Annotated in this window: 19 protein-coding genes; 7 read left to right on the top strand and 12 right to left on the bottom strand. The window is 64.5% G+C overall.

The window, feature by feature from the left end; translation table 11 throughout:
• Window positions 1–31: 31 nt before the first annotated feature.
• Window positions 32–2,611 (top strand): M14 family zinc carboxypeptidase, encoded by a 2,580-nt coding sequence (locus JJ918_RS07995; RefSeq protein WP_291885578.1) that lies wholly within the window; start codon window positions 32–34, stop codon window positions 2,609–2,611.
• Between the two features lie 78 nt (window positions 2,612–2,689).
• Here the strand turns inward: JJ918_RS07995 and JJ918_RS07990 are convergent, their stop codons facing one another.
• Window positions 2,690–3,751, bottom strand: a complete 1,062-nt coding sequence (locus JJ918_RS07990) for a tyrosine-protein phosphatase (protein WP_291885574.1) — start codon at window positions 3,749–3,751, stop codon at window positions 2,690–2,692.
• Between the two features lie 71 nt (window positions 3,752–3,822).
• The gene (locus JJ918_RS07985) at window positions 3,823–6,336 is read right to left on the bottom strand and encodes a TonB-dependent receptor (RefSeq protein WP_291885571.1); all 2,514 of its coding nucleotides are present in this window, start codon (window positions 6,334–6,336) and stop codon (window positions 3,823–3,825) included.
• Window positions 6,337–6,609: 273 nt separating this feature from the next.
• Here JJ918_RS07985 and JJ918_RS07980 point away from each other — a divergent pair, with 273 nt between their 5' ends.
• The 5 genes from JJ918_RS07980 (at window position 6,610) to JJ918_RS07960 (ending at window position 13,440) form a co-directional block, all read left to right on the top strand.
• Window positions 6,610–7,887: a TetR family transcriptional regulator gene (locus JJ918_RS07980; protein WP_291885568.1), complete on the top strand. Its 1,278-nt coding sequence runs from the start codon at window positions 6,610–6,612 to the stop codon at window positions 7,885–7,887.
• Between the two features lie 102 nt (window positions 7,888–7,989).
• A complete protein-coding gene (locus JJ918_RS07975) occupies window positions 7,990–9,441 on the top strand; it encodes an amidohydrolase (RefSeq protein ID WP_291885566.1) in 1,452 nt (483 codons plus the stop codon).
• Window positions 9,441–10,715 (top strand): amidohydrolase family protein, encoded by a 1,275-nt coding sequence (locus JJ918_RS07970; protein WP_291885565.1) that lies wholly within the window; start codon window positions 9,441–9,443, stop codon window positions 10,713–10,715. Before JJ918_RS07975 ends, JJ918_RS07970 begins: the two co-directional genes overlap by 1 nt.
• A gap of 112 nt (window positions 10,716–10,827) precedes the next feature.
• Window positions 10,828–12,192: a DEAD/DEAH box helicase gene (locus JJ918_RS07965; protein WP_291885562.1), complete on the top strand. Its 1,365-nt coding sequence runs from the start codon at window positions 10,828–10,830 to the stop codon at window positions 12,190–12,192.
• Window positions 12,193–12,447: 255 nt separating this feature from the next.
• The gene (locus JJ918_RS07960) at window positions 12,448–13,440 is read left to right on the top strand and encodes a GGDEF domain-containing protein (protein WP_291885559.1); all 993 of its coding nucleotides are present in this window, start codon (window positions 12,448–12,450) and stop codon (window positions 13,438–13,440) included.
• 64 nt (window positions 13,441–13,504) lie between these two features.
• Here JJ918_RS07960 and JJ918_RS07955 read toward each other — a convergent pair whose 3' ends face one another.
• The 10 genes from JJ918_RS07955 to JJ918_RS07910 all read right to left on the bottom strand — a co-directional run bounded on the left by JJ918_RS07955 (window position 13,505) and on the right by JJ918_RS07910 (window position 21,710).
• Window positions 13,505–14,095 (bottom strand): glutathione S-transferase N-terminal domain-containing protein, encoded by a 591-nt coding sequence (locus JJ918_RS07955; protein ID WP_291885556.1) that lies wholly within the window; start codon window positions 14,093–14,095, stop codon window positions 13,505–13,507.
• A gap of 5 nt (window positions 14,096–14,100) precedes the next feature.
• On the bottom strand, window positions 14,101–14,460 hold the full coding sequence (locus JJ918_RS07950; RefSeq protein WP_367277677.1) for a HesB/IscA family protein: 360 nt from the start codon (window positions 14,458–14,460) through the stop codon (window positions 14,101–14,103).
• A gap of 22 nt (window positions 14,461–14,482) precedes the next feature.
• Window positions 14,483–14,824: an SUF system Fe-S cluster assembly protein gene (locus JJ918_RS07945; RefSeq protein WP_367277676.1), complete on the bottom strand. Its 342-nt coding sequence runs from the start codon at window positions 14,822–14,824 to the stop codon at window positions 14,483–14,485.
• Between the two features lie 98 nt (window positions 14,825–14,922).
• On the bottom strand, window positions 14,923–16,164 hold the full coding sequence (locus JJ918_RS07940) for a cysteine desulfurase (RefSeq protein WP_291885548.1): 1,242 nt from the start codon (window positions 16,162–16,164) through the stop codon (window positions 14,923–14,925).
• Between the two features lie 187 nt (window positions 16,165–16,351).
• Window positions 16,352–17,386 carry a Fe-S cluster assembly protein SufD gene (sufD, locus tag JJ918_RS07935; RefSeq protein ID WP_291885545.1) on the bottom strand — a complete coding sequence of 345 codons (1,035 nt, stop codon included), beginning with the start codon at window positions 17,384–17,386 and terminating at the stop codon, window positions 16,352–16,354.
• Window positions 17,387–17,558: 172 nt separating this feature from the next.
• Complete coding sequence (gene sufC / locus JJ918_RS07930; protein WP_291885542.1) at window positions 17,559–18,323, bottom strand: Fe-S cluster assembly ATPase SufC; 765 nt, start codon at window positions 18,321–18,323, stop codon at window positions 17,559–17,561.
• Window positions 18,323–18,589, bottom strand: coding sequence for a hypothetical protein (locus JJ918_RS07925; RefSeq protein WP_291885539.1), 267 nt, complete (start codon window positions 18,587–18,589; stop codon window positions 18,323–18,325). Before JJ918_RS07925 ends, sufC begins: the two co-directional genes overlap by 1 nt.
• On the bottom strand, window positions 18,589–20,064 hold the full coding sequence (sufB, locus tag JJ918_RS07920; protein ID WP_291885536.1) for a Fe-S cluster assembly protein SufB: 1,476 nt from the start codon (window positions 20,062–20,064) through the stop codon (window positions 18,589–18,591). Before sufB ends, JJ918_RS07925 begins: the two co-directional genes overlap by 1 nt.
• Window position 20,065: 1 nt before the next feature.
• Window positions 20,066–21,229 (bottom strand): cysteine desulfurase family protein, encoded by a 1,164-nt coding sequence (locus JJ918_RS07915; RefSeq protein ID WP_291885533.1) that lies wholly within the window; start codon window positions 21,227–21,229, stop codon window positions 20,066–20,068.
• Window positions 21,230–21,233: 4 nt separating this feature from the next.
• Window positions 21,234–21,710, bottom strand: a complete 477-nt coding sequence (locus JJ918_RS07910; protein WP_291885530.1) for an Rrf2 family transcriptional regulator — start codon at window positions 21,708–21,710, stop codon at window positions 21,234–21,236.
• A gap of 207 nt (window positions 21,711–21,917) precedes the next feature.
• Here JJ918_RS07910 and JJ918_RS07905 point away from each other — a divergent pair, with 207 nt between their 5' ends.
• Window positions 21,918–22,601: an alpha/beta hydrolase gene (locus JJ918_RS07905; RefSeq protein ID WP_271186808.1), complete on the top strand. Its 684-nt coding sequence runs from the start codon at window positions 21,918–21,920 to the stop codon at window positions 22,599–22,601.
• The last annotated feature ends 440 nt before the right edge of the window (window positions 22,602–23,041 follow it).

Genomic DNA, 23,041 nt, shown 5'->3' with positions numbered 1-23,041 from the left:
TTCCTCTCAAACACGATGATGAGGGGATATCATGGCTCGACTGACCGCTCTGGCCGGCGCATTGGCGGCACTCACCGCCGCGTCTGCCCAGGCTGAACCGATCGAATTTTTCCAGCTGGACGCGACGCCGTATGACGAGAGCGTTCCGGCGCCCGAGGATGTGCTCGGCTTTGGCGTCGGCGACCGCCCGGTCCGCCACGACCAGATGGTCGCCTACCTCACCCAGCTGGCCGAAACCTCCGACCGGATCACGGTCGAGACGATCGGCTATTCTCATGAAGGCCGGCCGATCCTGTTCTTCACGGTGACCTCGCCGGAGAACCACGCCCGGATCGAGGAGATTCGCGAGGCGCACCTGGCCAGTCTCGAGCCCGGCGCCGAAGCCGATCCGGACGCGCCGGCGGTGATCTGGCTCAACTACGGCGTCCACGGCGCCGAGTCGGCCGGCATGGATGCGGCGATCCCGACGCTCTACCACTATGCCGCCGCCGAAGGCCTGGAAGTCGAGGCGGACCTGCGCGAGAGCGTCATCCTGATCACCGCCATCTTCAATCCGGACGGCCATTCGCGCCGGGTGAACCATGTCGAGACCTATGGCGCGACCGTTCCGGTCACCGATCCCGATCACGAGCAGCACAATCTGTGGACCTCGGCGCGGACCAATCACTACTGGTTCGACCTCAACCGCCAATGGCTGTTGCAGACCCAGCCGGAAAGCCAGGCCTGGCTGAGCCAGTGGCATCGCTGGAAGCCGATGGTCTCGGCCGATTTCCACGAAATGGGCACCGAGAGCACTTTCTACTTTCACCCCGGTGAGCCGCGTCGCCGCAATCCGCTGATCCCGGAACAGGCGCGCGAACTGACCCAGGGCATCGCCCAGCACCATATCGCCTTCCTGGACAGCGAGGCGCGCCTCTACACCTCCGAGGAAGGCTTCGACAATTTCTATGTCGGCAAGGGCTCGACCTATCCGCAGGTCAATGGCTCGCTGGGCATCCTGTTCGAGATCGGCGCGGCCCGCGGCGGCCTGATCGAGAGCGACCGGGGCCTCGTCAGCCATGCCGACAATGTGCGCACCCATTTCCGCACGTCGCTGACGACCGTGTCTGGCGCCCTCGCCCAGCACCGCGAGATCGCGGACTATCAGCGCGAGTTCTTCGCCAACTCCCTGCAAGCCGGCCGCAATGATGCCGACCGCGCCTTTGTCTTCTCCGCCGAGGGCGATCCGGTGCGGGCGGGGCTGTTTGTCGACCTCTTGGAACGTCACGATATCCGCGTCAACGCGCTGGCCCGCGACATCACCGTCGACGGCCGGACCTGGCGCGCCGGCGAGGCCTATGTCGTCGAGCTGGCCCAGCCGCAATACACGATGATCCGTTCGATGTTCGACCGGGTCACCGAGTTCGAGGAAAACATCTTCTACGACGTGTCCGGCTGGACCCTGCCGCTGGCCTACGATCTCGACTACGCCGCCGTCGGCCGCAGCTTCAACGCCGCCATCCTCGGTGATGAAGTGACCGCCGAGCCGGTCGTGCAGCCGGCCCCGCCGGCCTCCTCCTACGGCTATGTCCTGCGCTGGTCAGACTATTACGCCCCGCGTGCGCTCTACCGCCTGCTGGACGCCGATATCCGCGTGCGTGTCGCCACCGAACCGGCGACCATCTCGACCAGCGAAGGCCGGATCGATTTCGGCCCGGGCAGTGTCTTCGTGCCGCTGGTCGGCCAGGACACCGGTCGTGACGCCATCCACGCCATGGTCAGCGATATCGCCGCCGAGGACGGGGTGGCCGTTTATGCCGTGACCTCCGGCTCGACCGCCTCGGGCACGCCGGACATCGGCGACAGCAGCGGTTTCCGTGCGGTGGAACGCCCGGAAGTCCTGGTTCTGATCGAGGACGGGCTGGCGACCTATGATGCCGGTGAAGTCTGGCACCAGCTGGATCACCGCATGCACATCCCCGTCACGCTTCGCCGCAAGAACGATCTCTCGGGCCTCGACTGGTCGCGCTATACGCACATGGTGATCGTCGGTGGCGGCAATACCGCCCTGCCCTCCAGCGCCCGCGAACGCGTCGAGCAATGGGTGCGCGAGGACGGCGGTGTGATCATCGCCACCCGCCAGGCTGCCCGCATGGCCGAACGCACCTTCTTCGATGTCGAGGATGAGGAGGACGAGACCGGCAACGACGAGCCGCTGGCCCGCCGCAATTATTCCGCCATGCCGGTGGATGATGCCGAACACGTCATCGGCGGTGCGATCTTTGCCGGCGATCTGGATACCAGCCACCCGATCGGCTTCGGCTATACCGACCGCTTCGTCCCGCTTCACCGCAACACCACGCTGACCCTGGCGCGTCCGGAGGACGATCCGTTCGCCGTCGTCGTGGAGTATCCGGAAGACCCGCTGCTGTCGGGCTATGCCTCGCAGCGGCGTCTCGACGAGATCACCGGCACGCCGGCCGTCGTCGCCCGCCGGCTGGGCCGGGGCTCGGTGATCCTGTTCGCCGACAATCCCAACTTCCGCGCCACTTTCCGCGGTTCGGAGAAGATGTTCATGAACGCCATCTTCTTCGGCGGCCTGATCGATCGTCCCCGCGGCGACTATCAGTAACAGGCAGGCGCACCTGACAAGAAAGGCCGGCCCGGACACCCCGCGCCGGCCCTTTTTGTTCAAGGGCTTTGCCCGGCCCTATTCGAGCAGTTCGCTGCGCATTGCGGCAAGGTCCGCCTCGCTGACATCCAGCGCTTCGAGAAGATAGGCCTCGACACTGCCGTGATCGGCCTCGATCTGTTCGAGTGCCGCCTGGAGATAGGCCGGATCGGACGCCATGAAGGGCGCGATGACCGCTTCGGGCAGTTGCGCCCAGAACGCCATCGGATCCTCCGGATCGATCGCCTCGCGCTCCTCGCGCAGTTCGGCCATGTAATCGACGAGATCGTCGGACATGGCATAGTCGGCAAGGATGGTTTCGCGCGGCACGCCCAGCGCCGTCAGGATCAGTCCGGCCGCCACGCCGGTGCGGTCCTTGCCGGCGGTGCAGTGGAAGGCCAGCGGCAGGTCGCCCGCGGCAAGCCGCTCGAACATCACGGCATAGCGCGGCGCAAACTCGGTCGGTGCCTGGCGGTAGAACTCCGTCATCGCCGCAGCCGACCGCTCAGGCGACATTTCGCCTGCGAATGCCGCGGCAAAGCCGGACGTATCCATTTCATAATCCCAGTCGATATGCTCGACCGGTCCGCCAGCCCATTCGGTCGGCTCCTCGGCCCGTTCCGAATTGGCGCGGAAGTCGCAGATCACGGCGATATCGAGATCGGCCAGGTATTGATAGTCCTGCGCCGTCAGCTCGTGCATCGCGCCTGAGCGGTAGAGCCGGCCCCATTTGACGCTTTGGCCATCCGCCGTACGATAACCGCCCAGATCCCGGAAATTGCGGCCGCCTTCCAGCGGCAGGACACGTTCAGCCACCTCGATCACTGCACCCGCTTCGGGGCGGAGCAGGAAATAGGGGCGGCCGGTTCCGGCCGGTTGGTAGGTGAAGTTGCGGTCTTCATCATCCATGGACAGTGGTGTGGCCTCCTCGATACCGGCATCGGCCTCGTGCGCGACGAACACGTCGACCGGGCCTTCCAGGGTCCAGCTGACTGCGATCATGCCATCCGCGGTCCGGATGGCTTCAGCCACGGGGGCCTCGGCATGAGCAGCGGCGGTCAGCGCGATCGCGGCAATGCCGGCGAACAGATTGCGATACATCGGGGGTCTCCTGAATTTTGGCGGCCGGACACCCGAAAGCATCCGGCCCACCGGCTTCGTAGCTCGAGAGGTCAGTAGTCAACGCGGATGCCGAACAGGAAGCGGCGGCCATAGCCCTCCACCTGGTTCGGCGTCGCACGCGTGCCCGCATAGCGGACATCGATGGCGTCGGTGAGATTGTTGGCGTTGGCGAACAGGGTCACACCTGCCCCGCCCGGCGTGACCGGAAGGACGTAGCGCAAGGACGCGTCGACCCGCTCCTGCTCGTCCCAGTATTCGGCCAGGCTGTCATTCTCCGTCGTGGACAGCCAGGCGTCGCGATACTGATAGTTCACGCGCGCCGAAAAGCCCGCCTTCTCGTAGAAGAGCGAGGCATTGTAGATCACGTCCGACGTGCCCGGCAGCGAGAAGCTGTTACCGGAGAGCGTGTCGAACGAGCTGTCGAGCACGGTGAGATTGGCCGACACGCCGAACCCGTCCAGCGGCGCCGGAAGAAGATCGGTCGCCTGGCCGATGAAGTTGAGTTCGATACCGGACAGCTCGCCTTCATTGCCGTTCACCGGGCCGGCCAGCGTCCAGTCCTCGCCGGCGGCCGACGGCAGGTAGAGACCGCCGTCGATCGTGGTCGTGTCGACATAGATCACGTCATCGACATGCCGGTAGAAAACCCCCGCCGAGAGCAGGCTGGCCGGTGCGAAATACCATTCCAGCGCGGCGTCGAATCCCCAGGTCGTTTCCGGGTCCAGCGTCGGGTTGCCGCCGCTGACCGTCCGGCTGGTCGGGTCGACCGAGGCCGAGGCGCGCAATTCGGTATAGGTCGGCCGGGACAGGCCCGTGGACGCGGAGACGCGGAATTTGAGGTCGTCGCGCAAGTCGAAATTGATGTGCACGCTGGGCAGCACGCTCACATAGTCGTCCGAATAGGCCGAGGCGAGCTGGGGACCGTCCGTGCTGTAGTCGGTCATCTCGAAGCGGGCGCCATAGACAATATTGCCGCCGTCGAAATGCGTCGTCGCCATGGCGTAGGCGGCGAGGATATCCTCCTCGATCTCGATCAGCTGGTCGGCAGAGGGCGATATTCCGAGACCGCCCGCAGCCGCGTCCCAAGCGTCGCGCAGGCCGTTATTGTCGTAGTAAGTGCCGCCGATCGTATTGCTGAAACCGGTATTCCACGCCTCGCCGGTATCGAAGCTGGCGATGTCGATCGAGGACGGGAAACTGCCGATCGAGAAGCTCAGGCCGTTGCCGACCGCTTCACGCGTATCGTACTGAAACCCCGTGCGCAGATCGGTGTCCCGACCGAACAGGGTGATGGCGCGCTCACCGTCGATGCGCAGCTTCCAGGCTTCGGTGTCGAGCGCCATGTCGATGATATAGGCCAGATTGGCCCCGTAAGGCAGCGTCGACGGGTTTGCGGCCGTCTGGCTGAAGGGCTGGTAGACGCTCACAAGCGGCGCGTTGACGTCGCTGACGTCGAAGGCCGCGGCTGCCGTACCGCCGGCGCTGTAGGCGATCGGCAGGTCCGTGTCATTACTCGTTTCGGTGTAATTCAGCCGGCCCTCGACGAACCATGCGCCGATGTCGGCATCGGCGCCGATCGTGTTGGTCCAGGTCGAGTTGTGATACTCGCCGTATTCCAGCAGGCGACTGACGAGCACCAGGGGCGCATAACCCGTCGCGCCGGGAGAAACCGTACCGCCAAGCGCGCCGGCTCCGCCCGCGAAATCGAAGACGTACTGATTGCGTTGTTCACGATCGATGAACTCGGAATACAGCGTCGATGCGAAGACACGCGAGACCGGCCCTTCGGGACGGAATTCCAGATAGCCGCCATAGGCGTTGTCTTCACGCTCGACGAGATAGTTGCGGAAGTCGAGCTCGTTGACCGTCAGCGTGCCGCCGGCGTCTATCTCGAGATCGAGTTCACGATTGTCGGTGACCTGTTCGCGCGAATTGTTCGAGCCGAAGAGCGCGAAGCCGAACCGCTCGCCGGACCAGGACAGCCGGGCATTGTACTTGCCGATATCCCCGCCGCCGAGTTCCTGCTCGCCCGCACCGGCTTCCACCGATACGCTCAGCCCCTCCCGGTCGAACGGGTTGAAGGTGCGGATATTCACGAAGCCCGAAACCGCTTCGCCCGGCATGTCGGGCGTGATCGCCTTGTGCGCTTCCACCGCCGAGGTGATGACTGACGGAAAGCTGTCGAAACGCGGGATACGGCCGTTTTCGGCGCCCAGCACGTCGATGCCGTCAAAGGCGATCGCGGTCCAGCGGAAGGGCGCACCGCGGAAATTGATGAAGCGGGCCTGACCCTGGTCGCGCTCGATGGCGACGCCCGGCAGACGGCCCAGGCTGTCGGCCAGGTTCTGGTCCGGAAAGCGGCCGATCGTATCCGCGGAGATAACGTCGAGCACGTTGTCGGCCTCACGCTTCAGGCTGATCGCCGCAGCCTGGGAATCGCGGATCGGCGATGCCGTGACGGTAATGACATCGGTATCGGCGGCCTCCTGCGCCCCGGCCGCGGCAAGACCGGCCCCTGCAAGCGCCATCGAACAGATTGAAGTGAGAAGATGCGTACGCGACATGATCGCCCCCTGAGTGGATAACCCGGGACGCCATAGCGAATTCGAACATTTGTACCCAATGAAGTTTGGACGACACTCTCATGTCGAAATTCCGTCGTTTCCGTTATAAAAATGTGAAACTGCCTACTATTATTTTGAATTGTCAAGGGTTTGCGGCCGAACGGCCAGGGCAACCGCTTCGGGCGCGTATTGATCCTTGCTCGCATTTCGAACATTTGTACCCATTCACACTTGTACTGGTGTGCCTGTTCGAACACAGCTAGTGTCGATGCCATGATGTTTCCCGAAACGACGACCGCCCAGGCGCCGCCGCAACCCGAAGCCCGCAACGCCCTTGTCGACGCCGCTGCCAGCCTGTTCGCCCGGAGCGGCGTGCGCGGAGCAACTGCGCGCGCCATCGGCACTGCCGCAGCGGCTCCCGTATCGGCCATCAATTATTATTTCGGCTCCAAGGAAGCGCTGCTGGTCGAGGCGGCCCGCCAGACCCAACGCGCCGATGCCGCATGGCTGAAAGAGGAGGCCCGTCAGGTTCAGCGGCTTGAAACGGAACCGGCGCTGCTGTCCGACTGGTTCGCTGCGCTCTGCCTTCACCGCGCCGTCGCCGGGCAGGACAGCACGCTGATCGCGGCCGACACCGCCCTGCAGGCAGCCCGTTCCGGCGCCTTCGCCGACATCGCGCGCGACTGGGACACCGCAACAACCGGGTTCTTCGCCGAAGTCATGCCGGCTTTCGGGATGTCTCCGGAAAAGGCGAGCATGTTCGCCGATTTTTTCACGGCCGTACCGCTCATGGTGCCGTCCGCAAGCGGGACCGCAACCTCCGCCTGGGTCATATCCACGGCGCGCTACCTGGCTGACACGGCACAGGGCCGCTGGCAGGACGCCGCGCCCTGGCGGGAACGGATCGAGCGCATGGCCAGTGCGGCAGACCGGCAGCGCGCGGACCGGGGGGCCATTCCCGACACTCCCACCGCGCAGCGCATTCTCGACGGCGCCACGCGCGTTCTGATCCGCGACGGTGCCGCAGCCCTGACCCACCGGGCGATTTCCGAGGAAGCCGGCGTCGCCCTGTCGGCCACCACGCGCCTGTTCGACGGCCGCGACGCGATCCTGCGGGCCACGTTTGAACGCATTTATCTCGGCTTCGTGCGGGAAATCGAGGAACAGCGCCCGGCACTGCCGCCGGCCTCGCAATCGGTGGACGATTTTGTCGAGACCATGTCGGAACCGCTCGATCGCGCCGACGGGCAGATTCGCCCGGAACTGACCGCCATGGAAGAGACATTCCTCGCCGCAAGGCGCGATCCGGAACTGTCGGGACTGATGCTGCATCTCGCTGCCACGCGCGGCACGACGTCGGCGGGGCTTATGGCCTCTCTGAAAAGTTCGCGCGCACCGACACGGACGGACGCCTTCCTCATGTCGATTTGCGCTTTCGGCATGATGCGGTCACTGCGCTGTGCCCCGCCGGAGCGCAGACGCACGATATCGCGCGAACGCCTGCGTGCCCGGCTGGCCGTGCTGTTCGGCGAAGAACCCGGCGCGGTCTGAATTGTCCGCAAGGCAGCATTTGACGCTTGGCCCCGAAGCGCGTTCAATCCCCGCTCCTCCGCCGGCGGTACAAGGCCTGCGGATGCAAATGGGGATATCACGATGACACTGAAGCCAAGCCTGCCAGCCCTTGCGGTGTGTACAGCCGCAATCGCCCTGGCTGCCTGCAGCAATGGCTCGGACACCGCCTCCTCCGGCGAATCCGGGTCCGCGGGCAGCAATTCGGGCGGATCCGGCGATATCGTCCGGATCAATCTCGACCCGTATCCGTCCACCTATACGCCGCGGCCCAGCGGCACGACGCTGATCCGCGGCGCCACGGTGCTCGACGGGATCGGCGGGCAGATCGAGAATGGCGATGTGCTGATCGAGAATGGCCGTATCGCCGCTGTCGGCACCGGCCTGGAAGCGCCGGACGGTGCAACCGTCGTCGATGGCGCCGGGCGCTATGTCACGCCGGGCATTATCGATATCCACTCCCATCTGGGCGCCTACCCGTCGCCGGGCGTCAGCGCCCATTCTGACGGCAATGAGGCGACCGAGCCGGTGACGGCGGAAGTCTGGGTCGAGCACTCGGTCTGGCCGCAGGACCCCGGTTTCGAGCATGCGCTGGCCGGCGGCGTCACCACGCTGCACGTCCTGCCCGGCTCGGCCAATTTGTTCGGCGGCCGCGGCATCACCCTGCGCAATGTGCCGGGGCGTACGGTGCAGGAGATGAAATTCCCGGATGCGCCCTACACGCTGAAAATGGCCTGCGGCGAGAACCCGTCGCGCGTCTATGGCAATCGCGGCCGTTCGCCGGCTACCGACATGGGCAATATGGCCGGCTACCGCGCCTCCTGGATCGAAGCGTCGAACTATCGCGACAGCTGGCATGAATACTGGGAAGCGGCGGAGAATGGCGAGGATGTCGATCCGCCGACGCAGGATCTCGAGCTCGACACGCTGATGGGTGTGCTGGAAGGCGAAATCCTGGTGCAGCAGCACTGCTACCGCGCCGACCAGATGGCCCAGATCATGGATATGGCCGAGGAGTTCGGCTACCAGGTCACGACTTTCCACCACGCCGTCGAAGCCTACAAGATCCCCGACCTGCTGGCCGAGCACAATGTGTGTGCCGCCGTGTGGGCGGACTGGGGCGGCTTCAAGATGGAAGCCTATGACACGGTCCGTGAAAACCTGGCCATGACGCACGCCAATGGCGCCTGCGCCATGATCCACTCGGACGACGCCAACGGCATCCAGCGGCTCAACCAGGAAATCGCCAAGGCGCTCGCCGACGGGCGCCGTGCGGGTCTGGACATTTCCGAGGCCGAAGCCTGGGCCTGGGCGTCCTCGCGTCCGGCGCAGGCGCTGGGCATCGGCGACGAGACCGGTTCGCTGCAGGAAGGCTATCGCGCCGATGTGGTGCTGTGGTCCGGCAATCCCTTTTCCACCTACACGCGGGCCGACCAGGTCTGGATCGACGGTGCGCTGAGCTATGACCGGCGCAATACCGATCTCCAGCCCGTCCGCGACTTCATGCTCGGCCAGCCCGGCGAAGGAGAGCAGTAATGAAACAGCTGATTTCAGTTCTGGCGGCCAGTGTGGCCCTCGCTGCACCGGCTGCCGCCCAGACCTATGCCGTGACCAATGGCCGGGTCGTCACCAATACCGATGCCGGCATTCTGGAGAATGCCACCGTGATCGTGCGTGACGGCGATATCGTCGCGGTCGGTGCGGGGGCGGAAATCCCCGAAGATGCCACGGTGATCGATGCCTCCGGCAACTGGGTCACACCCGGCGTGTTTGCGGCCTTTTCCCAGCTCGGCCTGATCGAGGTCGCCCTGGAAGGCTCGACTACGGACGACAGCGCAAACGAGTCGCCCTTCTCGGTCGCCCTCGACGTCGCCGACGGCTTCAACCCTGCGGGCACCTATCTGGCGACCAACCGGATGGAAGGCGTCACGCGGGCCGCGATCTTCCCGTCCACCGGCCACAATATCTTCGCTGGCCAGGGCGCGCTGATCGATACCAGCGGCGAGGCCGACTCGCTCTTCCAGGCCGGGAGCTTCGTCTATGCCGACCTGTCCGAATCGGGCGCCGGCCGTGCCGGCGGCTCGCGCCCGGCGGCCTGGGCCTTCCTGGAAGCCGCGCTGGCGGACGCTCGCGGCTATCCGGGGCGGTTCTCGGGCGATCATGAAGGCGATGCGCTGAACCGCTATGACGCGGCGGCCCTGCTGCCCGTGGCCCGTGGCCGCGTGCCGCTGGTCATGGCCGTCAACCGCGCGGCGGACATCCGCCGGGCGATCCGCTTCAAGGCCGACAATGCACCGATCCAGCTGATCCTGGTCGGCGCAGCGGAAGGCTGGATGGTTGCCGAGGAGCTGGCCGCGGCCGGCATTCCGGTGATCGTCGATCCGCTGGAAGACCTGCCTTCTTCCTTCGATGCGCTCGGCGCCTCGCTGCAGAACGCCGCGCGCCTGCAGGACGCCGGCGTGGATGTCGCCTATTCCACGGCGCCGACAGCGGACGGGTATTTCAACGCCCGCCTGGTGCCGCAGCATGCCGGCAATGCCGTTGCCAACGGTGTTCCCTGGGATGAGGCTTTCCGCGCCATCACGCTGACACCGGCGGAAATCTATGGCGTCGGCGACCGCTATGGCGCCCTCGCTCCGGGCTATGCCGGCGATGTCGTAGTGTGGGATGGCGACCCGCTGGAAGTGATGAGTGCACCGGTCGCAGTCCTCATCGACGGCGAACCGACTGCGCTTGAATCGCGCCAGACTCAATTGCGTGACCGTTACATCAATATCACGGACGACACGCCATACGCCTACAGACGCTAGGCTTTCGGCCCTGTTGCGTTGACACAACGAACGGTGTCCGTATTTTGCGCCCACCTGCGGCCGCGCCTTAACGGCGCGGCCGCTGTTCTTAGTGTGTCAAACAAAGGACGCCATGACGTTCGCTGAACTCGGACTGAGCCCGAAACTCCTCGAAGCGATTGAAGCTGCCGGGTATACCGACCCGACACCGATCCAGGCTGGCGCCATCCCGCCCGCCCTGGCCGGTCGCGATGTCCTTGGTATTGCCCAGACCGGTACGGGCAAGACCGCGTCCTTCACCCTGCCCCTGATCGAGCGCCTGTCGCGCGGCCGTGCCAAGGCACGCATGCCGCGCTCGCTGATCATTGCGCCCACGCGCGAGCTCGCGGCCCAGGTCGCCGAGAATTTCGAGACCTATTCCAAGGGTCAGAAACTCTCCATGGCGCTGCTGATCGGCGGCGTTGCCTTCGGGCCCCAGGAAGAGATCCTCAACAAGGGCGCCGACGTGCTGATCGCCACGCCGGGCCGCCTGCTCGACCATTTCGAGCGCGGCAAGCTGTTGATGACGGGCGTGCAATTCCTCGTCGTCGACGAGGCCGATCGCATGCTGGACATGGGCTTCATTCCGGATCTCGAGCGCATCTTCAACATGGTACCGCCGCGCCGCCAGGTGCTGTTCTTCTCGGCGACAATGCCGAAGGAGATCAAAAGCCTCGTCGACCGCTTCCTCAACGATCCCGAGCGGATCGAAGTGGCCCGCCCGGCGACGACCAGTGCGAATATCCAGCAATACCTGGTGAAGGCCGCCTCCTCGGCTGCCAAGGACAAGCGCGCTGCCCTGCGCGCCGCCATGAACCGCGACGGTGTGAAGAACGGCATCATCTTCGCCAACCGCAAGCGCGATGTCGACATCGTCGCCCGCTCGCTGCAGCGCCACGGCTTTTCTGCCGCCCCGATTCACGGCGATCTGGACCAGTCAACGCGGACCGCGACGCTGGCCGGTTTCAAGTCGGGCGAACTGCGCTTCCTGGTGGCATCGGACGTCGCCGCGCGCGGACTGGACATCCCCGATGTCAGCCACGTCTTCAATTATGACGTACCGCACCATGCCGATGATTATGTCCACCGCATCGGCCGCACCGGCCGTGCCGGCAAGACCGGTGAAGCGATCACGATCACGACATCGGCCGACGACAAGTCCCTGTCTGCTGTTCTCAAACTGATCCAGCAGGACGTGCCGGAACTGGCACTTGACGGTGTGAAGGCATCGGCTCCGGATGCCGAGAAGCCGGCATCGCGCAAGAGCCGCAGCACGCGTGGCGGCAGCAAGGCGTCTGAAAAGAAAGCCGAAAAGCCGGCGGAAAAGCCCGCAGCTTCGGCACGTGACGACAAGCCGTCCGGCAACCGCCCTGCCCGCGAAAAGTCGCGCCGGCGCCAGGATCACGACGACAGTCGCGTCGTCGGTTTCGGCGATCACGTGCCCGACTTCATGACCTAGATCCTGCTGCACGCCGCCGCTCCGGCACCGGCCGGGGCAGCGGCGGCGCACCCGCTGAAATCGTATGAAACGACTGTACAATCTGCGTCGCCCTCATACGATATGAGCAATTTTTACCTCTTCTTTTCCTTTCTCCCCTAGGCTTCCGATTGTCGCGGACGAAGAAGCTCGTTCGCCAAGGGAAGGACGTATCTCGTGAACGGTCGATTGCTAGGCAAGGAAGGACGTGAGTTCGCGCACAAGGCGCTCGAGCTCATGGATCAGTTTGACGTCGCTCCAACGCCGGAAAACTACGCCGTCTGGATCTGCTTCGCGAGCGATACCAATCCGGAACTCTGTGAAACCCTGCGCACCCATATCGAGGCCGGCGAGGTCTTCAGCGAAACCGTAAACGCGGAACTCTTCGAACAGTATTTCCAGTGGAAAGCCATCCAGGATGCGATCCTGGAGAGCGGCAGCCTGATGAGCCGCGAGCTCGGCGCCGTGAAGCAGTCGCTGGAAGCGGCCGAACGCGACACTGTCGCCTACGGCAAGGCCCTGGAAGGCGCCACGCACGAACTCGTCGCCAGCCCGGATGCGGCCGGCATGAAGCGCCTGGTCGAATCGCTGGTTTCCGCCACAGCGCGCATGCAACGGCGCAGCCAGGCGCTTGAGGACAAGTTGCAGGCGACGTCCAACGAAGTCACCAAGCTGAAGACCCATCTGGAACGGGTCCGCGAAGAAGCCATGACCGATGCCCTCACCGGCATCGCCAACCGCAAGCGTTTCGACGAAGCGCTGCGCCGCGCCCGCCGGGCTTCGGAGTCCGATGGCACGCCGATGAGCCTGATCCTGTGCGACATCGACTTCTTCAAGCGCTTCAACGACACCTGGGGTCACCAGACCGGTGACCAGATCATCCGTTTTGTTGCCGGCTGCCTGACCCGTCACTCGCTGGAACACCATGTCGTGGCCCGCTATGGCGGCGAGGAATTCGGTATTGTCATGCCGAACACCGACACGGCGACGGCCACGGAAATCGCGGAAAAGATCCGCAAGACGGTCGAATCCAAGAAACTGCTGCGCAAATCCACCAATGAGGATCTGGGCAATATCACGGTTTCGCTGGGCATTGCCGGCTATCGCGACGGCGAGTCGATCGAGGAACTGATCGAGCGTTCGGACGCCAATCTCTACAAGTCCAAGACGGAAGGGCGGAACCGCTCGACCAGCGACGCGAGCACGGCGAGCCGGTCTGCCGCGGCCTGATCAAGCCGCGCCTCTGCCGGGAAAAGATGATGCCGCCTCAAGGGCGGCATTTTTCTTTGCGGCTCTATCCGTCGGCCGGCGGCTGGGTCGACTGGAAGCTCGCCCGCGAGGCCCAGGCATCGTGCAGGGCCACCAGTCGCGGACGCCCCGATCGCCAGTCACACTCGGGATAGCGGAAATCGAGATAGCCCAGCGCCACGGCCATCGTCAGCGGCCCCTGGGCGTGCGGATTATCCGCCTCGCCCATGCCCGCTTCCAGCTCATCCAGCGCGCGCTGGATGCCGCGCTCGCGCCGGCCTATCCAGAAGTCCGACCGGATGCCTTCATCGCGCACCATCTCGACCCGGCGCATGACCGTCAGATCGAGCAGCCCACTGCCCAGCGCTTCCAGGCGGCGATCCGTCCAGTCACGCGGCCAGGGCTCGCCGGCCCGTTCAGCGATATAGTCGGCAATCAGGGCGCTTTCGGTCAGCGCCTGGCCATCATCCATCAGGAGGCACGGCACGCGGCCCAGCGGATTGGCCCTGAGCAGGTCCGGATCGTCATCAAAGGGGTGGGCCTCCACCTCCTCGATCGCATCGCCCAGAGCGAATTCGCGCACCATGACACGGCATTTGCGCGAATAGGGCGAGGTCGAGGAGATGATCAGCTTCATGGAGATCAGGCACTCACGGCCGGGACGATGGTGACACTTTCCCCGCAGCCGCAGGCATCAGTCTGATTGGGGTTGTTGAACACGAATTTGGCGTGCAACGGCGTCACTTCGTAATCGATCCGGGTGCCCAGCAGGAAAAGCAGCGCCTTCGATTCCAGCACGATCTCCACACCCTTGTCCTCGACGCGCTCGTCCAGCGCCTCGGGCGCCTCGACATAGCCCATCTCGTATTCCATGCCGGCACAGCCGCCATTCTTGACGCCGACCCGCAGGAAGCCGGCGCCGCGATTGGCCATGATCTCCTTGACGCGCGCAGCAGCGGCGTCGGTCAGGGTGACGGCCTTGGGTCTTTCGCGTCGGGTCATCATGCTTCGCATCCAGTTGCGTCTAGAACATGTTCAGCGCCAGCCGCGCCTCGTCGGACATGCGGTCCGGCGTCCAGGGCGGTTCGAATGTCAGCTCGACCAGGGCGCGCTCGACCCCGTCGACCTTCTCCACGGCCTCCTGGACCCATCCGGGCATCTCGCCGGCCACCGGACAGCCCGGCGCCGTCAGCGACATTTCCACCTTCAGGGTCCGGTCGTCTTCAAGGTCGACCTTGTAGATCAGGCCGAGCTCATAGATATCGACCGGGATTTCCGGATCATACACCGTCTTGAGCGCCGCGACGACATCATCGGTGATGCGCGCCAGCTCGTCCTGCGGAATCGCGCCCGCCGGCGGCGACACCGCCTCGGCGACTTCAACCGGCGTGGCCGGTTTGGCGGGTGTCCGCGGCGCGGACAGATCGATCATGTCCCGGTCTGTAGTCTGTGTCATTTCAAAGCCTAGATGAGAAACTGGCGGGCCTTTTTCAATGCGTCGACAAACGCATCGGCCTCTTCGAACGTATTGTAGAGTGCAAAGGAGGCCCGCGCCGTGGCGCTCAGCCCCAGACGGCGCATCAGCGGCTGGGCGCAGTGGTGGCCGGCCCGCACGGCCACGCCGTACTTGTCGAGGATCTGGGCGACATCGTGCGGATGTGCGCCCTCCATGTGGAAGGAGATGATGGCGCCCTTGTCCTGCGCCGTGCCGATCACGGTGAGACCGTCGATCTCCGCCAGCCCGGTCATCGCCCGGTCCATCAGCGCCCGCTCATGCTCCATCACCGCCACGCGGTCATGGCGTTCGACCCAGCGGATCGCTGCGCCCAGGCCGATCACATCGGCAATCGCCGGCGTACCCGCCTCGAACTTGTGCGGTACGTCGGCAAAGGTCACGCGATCCTCGAACACGTCGGCAATCATCTCGCCGCCGCCCATAAAGGGCGGCAGACGGTCGAGCCAGTCGCCGCGGGCATAGAGCGCGCCGGCGCCCGACGGGCCGTAGAGCTTGTGGCCGGTGAAGACGAAGAAGTCGCAATCGAGGGCCTGCACGTCGACCGCCAGATGCACCGCCGATTGTGATCCGTCGAGCAGCAGCGGGGTATCTCCCGCCCCCGGAATCGCACGGATACGGGCAATGTCGTTCACCGTGCCGAGCACGTTCGACATATGCGTGATCGCGATCAGGCGGGTCCGGTCATTAACCAAGCCTGCCAGCTGTTCGTAGTCGAGTTCACCAGCCTCGGTGACATCTGCCCATTTGAGGGTGAAACCATTCTTTTCACTCAATAATATCCACGGAACGATATTGGAGTGATGCTCCATCCGGCTGATGATGATCTCGTCGCCCGGGCTGAGCATCTGGCAGAAAGTGTGGGCAACAAGGTTAATCGCCTCGGTCGAGCCGCGCGTGAAAACGATCTCGTTTGCGCTCTTGGCATTGAGGAAACGGCGCACATCCTCGCGCGCCGCCTCGAAGGCCTCGGTCGTCTCGTTTGCCAGGGTGTGAAGCCCGCGGTGAACATTGGCGTAGGAGGCGCGGTAGACGCCCGCCACGCTCTCGATCACGAATTCCGGCTTCTGCGCCGAGGCCGCACTGTCCAGATAGACCAGCGGCCGGCCATTGATCTCGCGCTGCAGGATCGGAAACTCGGCGCGGATGGCGTCGATGTTGAGGCTGGCGGGAATATTCTTGTGGGCTGTCATGCGGCCCCTCCAGCCAGCAAACATCCCCTTCTCCCCGCGGGAGACGATGCCCGAAGGGCGGATGAGGGGGAAATCCCGGTGGCCGCGCTGAAAGTTCGAAAGGCGATGTCTTCCCCCTCTCCCTCAATCCCTCTCCCCAGGGAGAGGGAGGTCAAGCGCGATGCCACGACTGAAACGATCCTATCGGTCACGACAGCGCCTCCAGCCGGTTGCGCAGTTCGCCCTTCAGGGTTTCGCGCAGGCTTTCATCGGCGATGCCGTCCAGCGGTTCGGCCAGGAAGCTCTCGATCAGCAGCGCCCGCGCCTTCGGCGCCGGCAGGCCGCGCTGGCGCATGTAGAACAGCGCCGTCTCGTCGATCGCGCCCAGCGCATTGCCGTGCGCGCACTGCACGTCGTCGGCATAGATTTCCAGCTCCGGCTTGGCGTCGATCTCGGCGCGGTCGTCCAGCATCAGCGCCCGGTGCGTCATGCGCGCATCGGTCTGCTGGGCGGCCCGGTCGACGATGAATTTGCCCTGGAAGACACCATGGCCGTGCGAGGCCGCAGCGCCCTTCACCAGCTGGCGCGTCTGGCCGCCCGGTCCCGTGTGATGCACGACCGTCGTCGTGTCGGCATGGTGTTTGGCATCGAGCAGATAGACCCCGCCCAGATCCACATCAGCGCCCTCGCCCGGATGCGTGATATGCGTTTCGATCCGCGACAGCTTCGCGCCGAAATCCAGCGTGCGCTGATTGAGCACCGCGCCCGGCGCCAGCACGATCTCGGCTGACGACACGAAGACACCGTCCGGCGCATCGGCGGCAATACACACACGGTCAAGCCGCGCGCCCGTTTCCAGCGTGATCTTCAGATGCCAATTGCCCAGCGCTCCGGCCTCGGCCCGGTAATGCTCGACCAGCGTCACCGCATGCCCCGCCGGCACGGTGACTTCCGCATCGGCCGCGCTGGCACCCGGCTTCGCCGTCAGCGTCAGGTTCAGCCGTGCCCCGTCATCCGGACGCAGGAACGCCGCGTCGAGCCCATCAACAACAAGCTCGCCGGCGGCGGAGACATCATTGGCGGCCCGGCGCAGGTCCGACCATTTCCACAACTCGTTGCGCTTGGTCGGCAGGCCCTGTTCACGCGTCGCCTCGCGCAATTGCGCGCGCCAGCCGGTGGCGCCTTGCAGCGCCTCTATAAGAGCCTGTTCAGCGGGCGTGTGGGTGAGCGCAGCAGTCGTCATATCTCCACCTCAAACCCATCCATTTTTCCCGGAAGCGCGTCAGCGTTATCCGGGATCCACCGAACGTCCGGCGAGCGAGACCGAATGACGCTAGGTCCCGGCTCTACAGCCTGCCTTCGCAGACTTCCGGCCGGGAAAAATTGTGCGTGTTGGTGATAAATAGCGAGCTGCATCACGCCGCCTCGCCGAGATATTTGTCATAGCCTTCCGCCTCCAGCTCGCGGGCGAGCTCGGGACCGCCGGACTTCACGATCCGGCCGTTTGCCATGACGTGCACACGGTCCGGCGTGATATGGTCCAGAAGGCGCTGATAGTGGGTGATGACCAACATGCCGCGATCAGGCGCCCGCAGGGCATTCACACCGTCGGACACCGTTTTCAGCGCGTCGATATCGAGGCCCGAATCCGTCTCGTCCAGGATCAGGAATTTCGGCTCCAGTACCAGCGCCTGCAGGATTTCCATCCGCTTCTTCTCGCCGCCGGAAAAGCCGACATTCACCGCCCGTTTGAGCATGTCCATCGACACGCCGAGCTGTTTCGCCTTCTCGCGGATCAGCTTCATGAATTCCGGCGCCGACACTTCCGTCTCGCCGCGCGCCTTGCGCTGGGCGTTGAGGGCTTCCTTGAGGAAGGTGATGGTCGGCACGCCGGGGATTTCCACCGGATACTGGAAGGAGAGGTAGAGGCCCTTTGCGGCACGCTCTTCCGGCTCCATCTCGCCGATATCCTCACCACCGAACGCGATTGCGCCCCCGGTGACGTCATAGCCCTCGCGCCCGGTCAGCACATAGGACAGGGTCGACTTGCCGGACCCGTTAGGCCCCATGATGGCATGCACCTCGCCCGCCGGAACTTCCAGCGAGAGGCCTTTCAGGATCGGCTTCTCCTCGCCATCGGCGGTTTCGACCTTGCAGTGGAGGTTTTCTATCTTGAGCATCATTCCCGTCCGTGAGTGCCGTGCGTGTCATGCAGTACGTATTTCGCCATTTCATCGAGCGAAGCGCTCAACAGCGCTGCGTCCTCTGGACGCGCTCGATTGAGTCTAAAAATCGCCTCTTGCAGTGACTTTCGGCGAAGCTGACCATCGCTTGGGAAGACTTCGACAATGGCGTCAGCCACCAACCAGCCAAGGATCGTCGACCTATCGATGTGAGCTTCTGACTCCAGCCTCGCCTCCCATTCTCCGGGCAGTGCGGTTTCCATCACCCCACACTCCCTTCCAGGCTCACTTTGAGGAGGTTCTGGGCCTCCACGGCGAATTCCATCGGGAGTTCCTGCAGGACCTCGCGCACGAAACCGTTGACCAGGAGCGCCGTGGCGGCCTCCTCGTCCAGCCCGCGCTGGCGGGCATAGAAGAGCTGGTCCTCGGACAGGCGCGTCGTCGTCGCCTCGTGTTCGAGCACGGCCTTGGGCGTCTTGCACTCGATATAGGGCACGGTGTGGGCGCCGCACTGATCGCCGATCAAGAGGCTGTCGCACTGGGTGAAATTGCGTGCGCCTTCCGCCTTGGCATGGATCGAGACCAGGCCGCGATAGGTCTGGTCGGACCGGCCCGCGGAAATCCCCTTGGAGATGATGCGGCTGGTCGAGCCCTTGCCCAGATGGATCATCTTGGTGCCGGTATCGGCCTGCTGATGCCCGTTGGTGACGGCGATGGAATAGAATTCACCGCGTGAGTTCTCGCCCTTCAGGACGCAGGACGGGTATTTCCAGGTGATCGCCGAACCGGTCTCCACCTGGGTCCAGGAGATCTTGGAATTCTTGCCCCGGCAATCGCCGCGCTTGGTGACGAAATTATAGACGCCGCCCTTGCCGTTCTCGTCGCCCGGCCACCAGTTCTGGACGGTGGAATACTTGATCTCGGCATCGTCCAGCGCGACCAGTTCCACGACAGCGGCGTGCAGCTGGTTCTCGTCGCGCATCGGCGCCGTGCAGCCTTCCAGATAGGAGACATAAGCCCCCTTGTCGGCGATGATCAGCGTGCGCTCGAACTGGCCCGTGCCTTCCGCATTCATGCGGAAATAGGTCGACAACTCCATCGGGCAGCGCACGCCGGGCGGCACATAGACGAAGGAGCCGTCGGAGAAGACCGCCGTGTTCAGCGTGGCGAAGTAGTTGTCCGACGCCGGCACGACCGAGCCGAGATATTTGCGCACGAGTTCGGGGTGATCGCGCAGCGCCTCGGAGATCGAGCAGAAGATCACGCCCGCCTTGGCAAGCTCCGCCTTGAAGGTCGTGACAACGGACACCGAGTCAAACACGGCATCGACGGCGACGCGGTTCTCCGAACCCTTCACGCCCAGCAGCACTTCCTGCTCTTTCAGCGGAATGCCCAGCTTCTCGAAATCGGCGAGGATTTCCTCGGGCACGTCGTCGATCGAGTCATACTTCGCGCCGGATTTCGGCTCGGCGTAGTAATAGATGTCCTGGAAGTCGATCGGCGGGTATTTCACCTTCGCCCAGTCCGGCTCCTTCATCTGGAAGAAGCGCTCGAGCGCTTTCAGGCGCCACTCGGTCATCCAGGCCGGCTCGCCCTTCTTGGCCGAGATATAGCGCACCGTTTCCTCGTCCAGACCCTTGGGCGAGAATTCCTGTTCGACGTCCGTCGTGAAGCCGTACTTGTACTTGTCGGCCTCGAGCTTCTTGACGTCTTCAATGGTTTCCTTGACCGCAGCCATGTCAGCTCACCGCCTTGAGTGCGTTTGAATGTTCGGGTCGGGCGCGCCCGTGAGCCTCGCTCCAGGCTTTCACGAAGGCGTCTGCCTGATCCGCCATCGAATTCCAACCCAGCGAGACACGCAGGAAGCCGCGCGATGCATCCGCGTCCAGCCCGGTTGCGTTGCCGATCTTCGATCCGTGCGCCTTGCCGGACGAGCAGGCCGAGCCTGCGCTGACGGAAAAACCCGCCAGATCCAGCGCCATCACCTGGGTCTCGCCCTTCCAGCCCGGCACCGCAATGCCGAGCGTATTGGGCAAGCGCGGCGCGCCCTCGCCCAGGATGTGGATATCCGGCGCCGCCTGTTTCAACCCGGCCGCCATGGCATCGCGCCAGTCTGCCAGGCGGGCGAAATCGTCCAGACCGGCCACGGCCTGTTCGATCGCCAGGCCAAGTCCGGCAATACCGGCGACATTCAGCGTGCCCGAACGGCGTCCTTTCTCCTGGCCGCCGCCGCGCAATTGCCGCTCCATCGGGGCATTGCAGGCGGCGATCAGCGCGCCCACGCCCTGCGGGCCACCGAATTTGTGCGCCGAGATCGCCATGTAGTCGGCGCCCAGACCGGCAAAATCGACAGCGATCTTGCCCACAGCCTGTATCGCATCGACCACGACCAGCCCGTCATGCTCGCGCACCAGGGCGGCAGCTTCGGCGACCGGCTGGATCGTGCCGATCTCGTTATTCGCCAGCATCAGCGCCAGTACCGGGCGGCCATCGCGCGCTGTGTCCCAATGGCCCAGCCGGTCTTCCAGCCAGCCCAGATCGGCCAGCCCCGCCGCCGTGACAGGAATTTCCTCGACCGGCAGGCCGGAGGCCTTCGCGGTGTCGGCGACGGCTTCATGCTCGATGGCCGAATGCAGGATGCGGCCGGCGCCGCCGGCCCGGATCGCACTGTGCAGCGCCAGATTCAGCGCCTCGGTACCGCAGGAGGTGAAGATCACATCCTCGGCCCGCGCGCACAGCGCCTTGCCCACCTGGCGCCGCGCCGTCTCGACAAGACGCAGCGCGGCCTGTCCGTCGGCATGCACTGAAGAGGCATTGCCCGTCAGGCGCATGGCGTGCGCCACCGCCTCGATCACGTCCGGTCTCACCGGCGTGGTCGCGTTATGGTCGAGATATGTCCGCATCGGCTCAGACCGTGGCGGGCTCGGCGACAGGCTTGGGCCGCTCCATGCGACCGAGAGCACCACTCGCAGCGCCCAGCAGGCGCCGTTCGAGCACGTCTTCCAGCGTGATCGAGGACAGGAAGAGATAGATGTGCCGGCCCAGCTCGTCCCACAGATCGTGCGTGATGCAGCGGCGCCCGTCGGCGAGGCAGCCCTTGGCGCTGGAACAGCGCGTGGCGCGCAGCGGCTCGTCGACGGCGACGATGATGTCGGAGATGCGGATTTCCGTCGGCTTGCGGCTCAGACGGTAACCGCCGCCGGGGCCGCGGATCGAAGAGACAATGTCGGCGCGGCGCAGCTTGGCGAAGAGCTGTTCCAGATAGGACAGCGAGATGGACTGGCGCGAGGCAATATCGCTCAGCGTCACAGGCCCGTCCTGGCTGGCCAGGGCCAGATCGGCCATCGCCATCACGGCGTAACGTCCCTTTGTGCTCAGCTTCATGCGTTTACCTCCTTAAACGCTCGCATCCCGCGTACCGATCATGCTAAGACCCGCCTTTCCGGAACGGACGGGCTTCGCGAATGCGGCGTTCGGCCAATAACCGAGTAGAACAGTCAGGAATATGGGCTGCCGTCCGCCGCGTTGCAATGGACGAAATGCCGCATATTTGCAGGACGCGAACTGGAACGACCAAAAAGGCGAGTGTGAATGCCTGACGTGATCATCCCCGGCCCCGCCGGCCGGCTTGAGGGGCGCTACAGCCCGAGCGAAGACCCGACCGCCCCGATTGCGCTGATATTGCATGCCCACCCGCTGGGCGGCGGCAATATGGAAAACCCCACCGTCGACATGATGTACGACGCGTTCCGCAAGCGCGGTTTCGCGACGCTGCGGTTCAATTTCCGCGGTGTTGGCCGCTCCCAGGGCAGCTATGACCAGGGCCTGGGCGAATTGTCCGATGCCGCCACCGTGCTCGACTGGGTGCAGGGCTATAACCAGGGTGCCCGCTTCTGCTGGGTGGCCGGTCACTCCTTCGGCGCCTGGATCGGCATGCAGCTTCTGATGCGCCGCCCGGAAATCGCCGGCTTCATCTCGGTTGCCCCGCCGACCAATATGTATGACTTCACCTTCCTCGCCCCCTGCCCGGCCTCGGGCATCATCGTTCATGGCGGCGCCGACAAGATCGTGCCGGCCGACGATGTCGAGCGTGTGATGTCCAAGGTGCGTGTGCAAAAGGGTATCGAGATCACGACCGAAGTCGTGCCCGACGCCAACCACCTCTTCTCCGACCATCTCGAAGAGCTGCAGCGCCACGTGGAAGCCTATCTCGATGCCCACCTGCCGGGCGTCGAAAAAGAACGCGCCGAACGCCAGATCACCGGCAAGCGCTGAGCCTGACCGCCACTTTCAACCTCAAGACATCCGTTTTTCCCGGCGCTCCCCCTTCTCCCCACCGGGGAGAAGGGGCCCGCAGGGCGGATGAGGGGCGCGCGTCAGCGCTGAGAAAAGTCTTAAGCAGGCCGCTCCGCGGCCGCCCCTCACCCTGTTTCCCTCTCCCCGGTGGGGAAGCGGGGGTGCTGAAGCAGCAATCATCATCTAAAGCATCCAAACACCCCCCCGTTTTTCCCGGTCGAATGCCCGGCGAAGGCCGGGCGGAGTGCCGGGATCTACGGGAAGCGCATCGCTTGAAGTGATCTTCGGTCGATCCCGGATCTGCGGCCTGCCTGCGCAGGCCTTCGTCCGGGAAAAATGGAGAGAGTTGGAAGAGAGAGAGAGAGTTGGAAGAGAGAGTGAGAGCGCCGCAACCATCACCGTCACCCTGACACCCGCTT

The organism is Maricaulis sp. (assembly GCF_017642925.1).
In the GTDB taxonomy this organism is placed as follows: domain Bacteria; phylum Pseudomonadota; class Alphaproteobacteria; order Caulobacterales; family Maricaulaceae; genus Maricaulis.
The sequence above is the reverse complement of the archived record's forward strand: the minus strand, read 5'-3'. Positions and strand labels throughout refer to the sequence as shown.

Coding starts and splice junctions, on each gene's coding strand:
- JJ918_RS07950 (WP_367277677.1), bottom strand. CDS start 14,460: ATGACCCGACGCGAAAGACCCAAGGCCGTCACCCTGACCGACGCCGCT.
- JJ918_RS07975 (WP_291885566.1), top strand. CDS start 7,990: ATGACACTGAAGCCAAGCCTGCCAGCCCTTGCGGTGTGTACAGCCGCA.
- JJ918_RS07985 (WP_291885571.1), bottom strand. CDS start 6,336: ATGTCGCGTACGCATCTTCTCACTTCAATCTGTTCGATGGCGCTTGCA.
- JJ918_RS07990 (WP_291885574.1), bottom strand. CDS start 3,751: ATGTATCGCAATCTGTTCGCCGGCATTGCCGCGATCGCGCTGACCGCC.
- JJ918_RS07980 (WP_291885568.1), top strand. CDS start 6,610: ATGATGTTTCCCGAAACGACGACCGCCCAGGCGCCGCCGCAACCCGAA.
- sufC (WP_291885542.1), bottom strand. CDS start 18,323: ATGCTCAAGATAGAAAACCTCCACTGCAAGGTCGAAACCGCCGATGGC.
- sufB (WP_291885536.1), bottom strand. CDS start 20,064: ATGGCTGCGGTCAAGGAAACCATTGAAGACGTCAAGAAGCTCGAGGCC.
- sufD (WP_291885545.1), bottom strand. CDS start 17,386: ATGACGACTGCTGCGCTCACCCACACGCCCGCTGAACAGGCTCTTATA.
- JJ918_RS07965 (WP_291885562.1), top strand. CDS start 10,828: ATGACGTTCGCTGAACTCGGACTGAGCCCGAAACTCCTCGAAGCGATT.
- JJ918_RS07940 (WP_291885548.1), bottom strand. CDS start 16,164: ATGACAGCCCACAAGAATATTCCCGCCAGCCTCAACATCGACGCCATC.
- JJ918_RS07910 (WP_291885530.1), bottom strand. CDS start 21,710: ATGAAGCTGAGCACAAAGGGACGTTACGCCGTGATGGCGATGGCCGAT.
- JJ918_RS07995 (WP_291885578.1), top strand. CDS start 32: ATGGCTCGACTGACCGCTCTGGCCGGCGCATTGGCGGCACTCACCGCC.
- JJ918_RS07955 (WP_291885556.1), bottom strand. CDS start 14,095: ATGAAGCTGATCATCTCCTCGACCTCGCCCTATTCGCGCAAATGCCGT.
- JJ918_RS07970 (WP_291885565.1), top strand. CDS start 9,441: ATGAAACAGCTGATTTCAGTTCTGGCGGCCAGTGTGGCCCTCGCTGCA.
- JJ918_RS07925 (WP_291885539.1), bottom strand. CDS start 18,589: ATGGAAACCGCACTGCCCGGAGAATGGGAGGCGAGGCTGGAGTCAGAA.
- JJ918_RS07960 (WP_291885559.1), top strand. CDS start 12,448: ATGGATCAGTTTGACGTCGCTCCAACGCCGGAAAACTACGCCGTCTGG.
- JJ918_RS07905 (WP_271186808.1), top strand. CDS start 21,918: ATGCCTGACGTGATCATCCCCGGCCCCGCCGGCCGGCTTGAGGGGCGC.
- JJ918_RS07915 (WP_291885533.1), bottom strand. CDS start 21,229: ATGCGGACATATCTCGACCATAACGCGACCACGCCGGTGAGACCGGAC.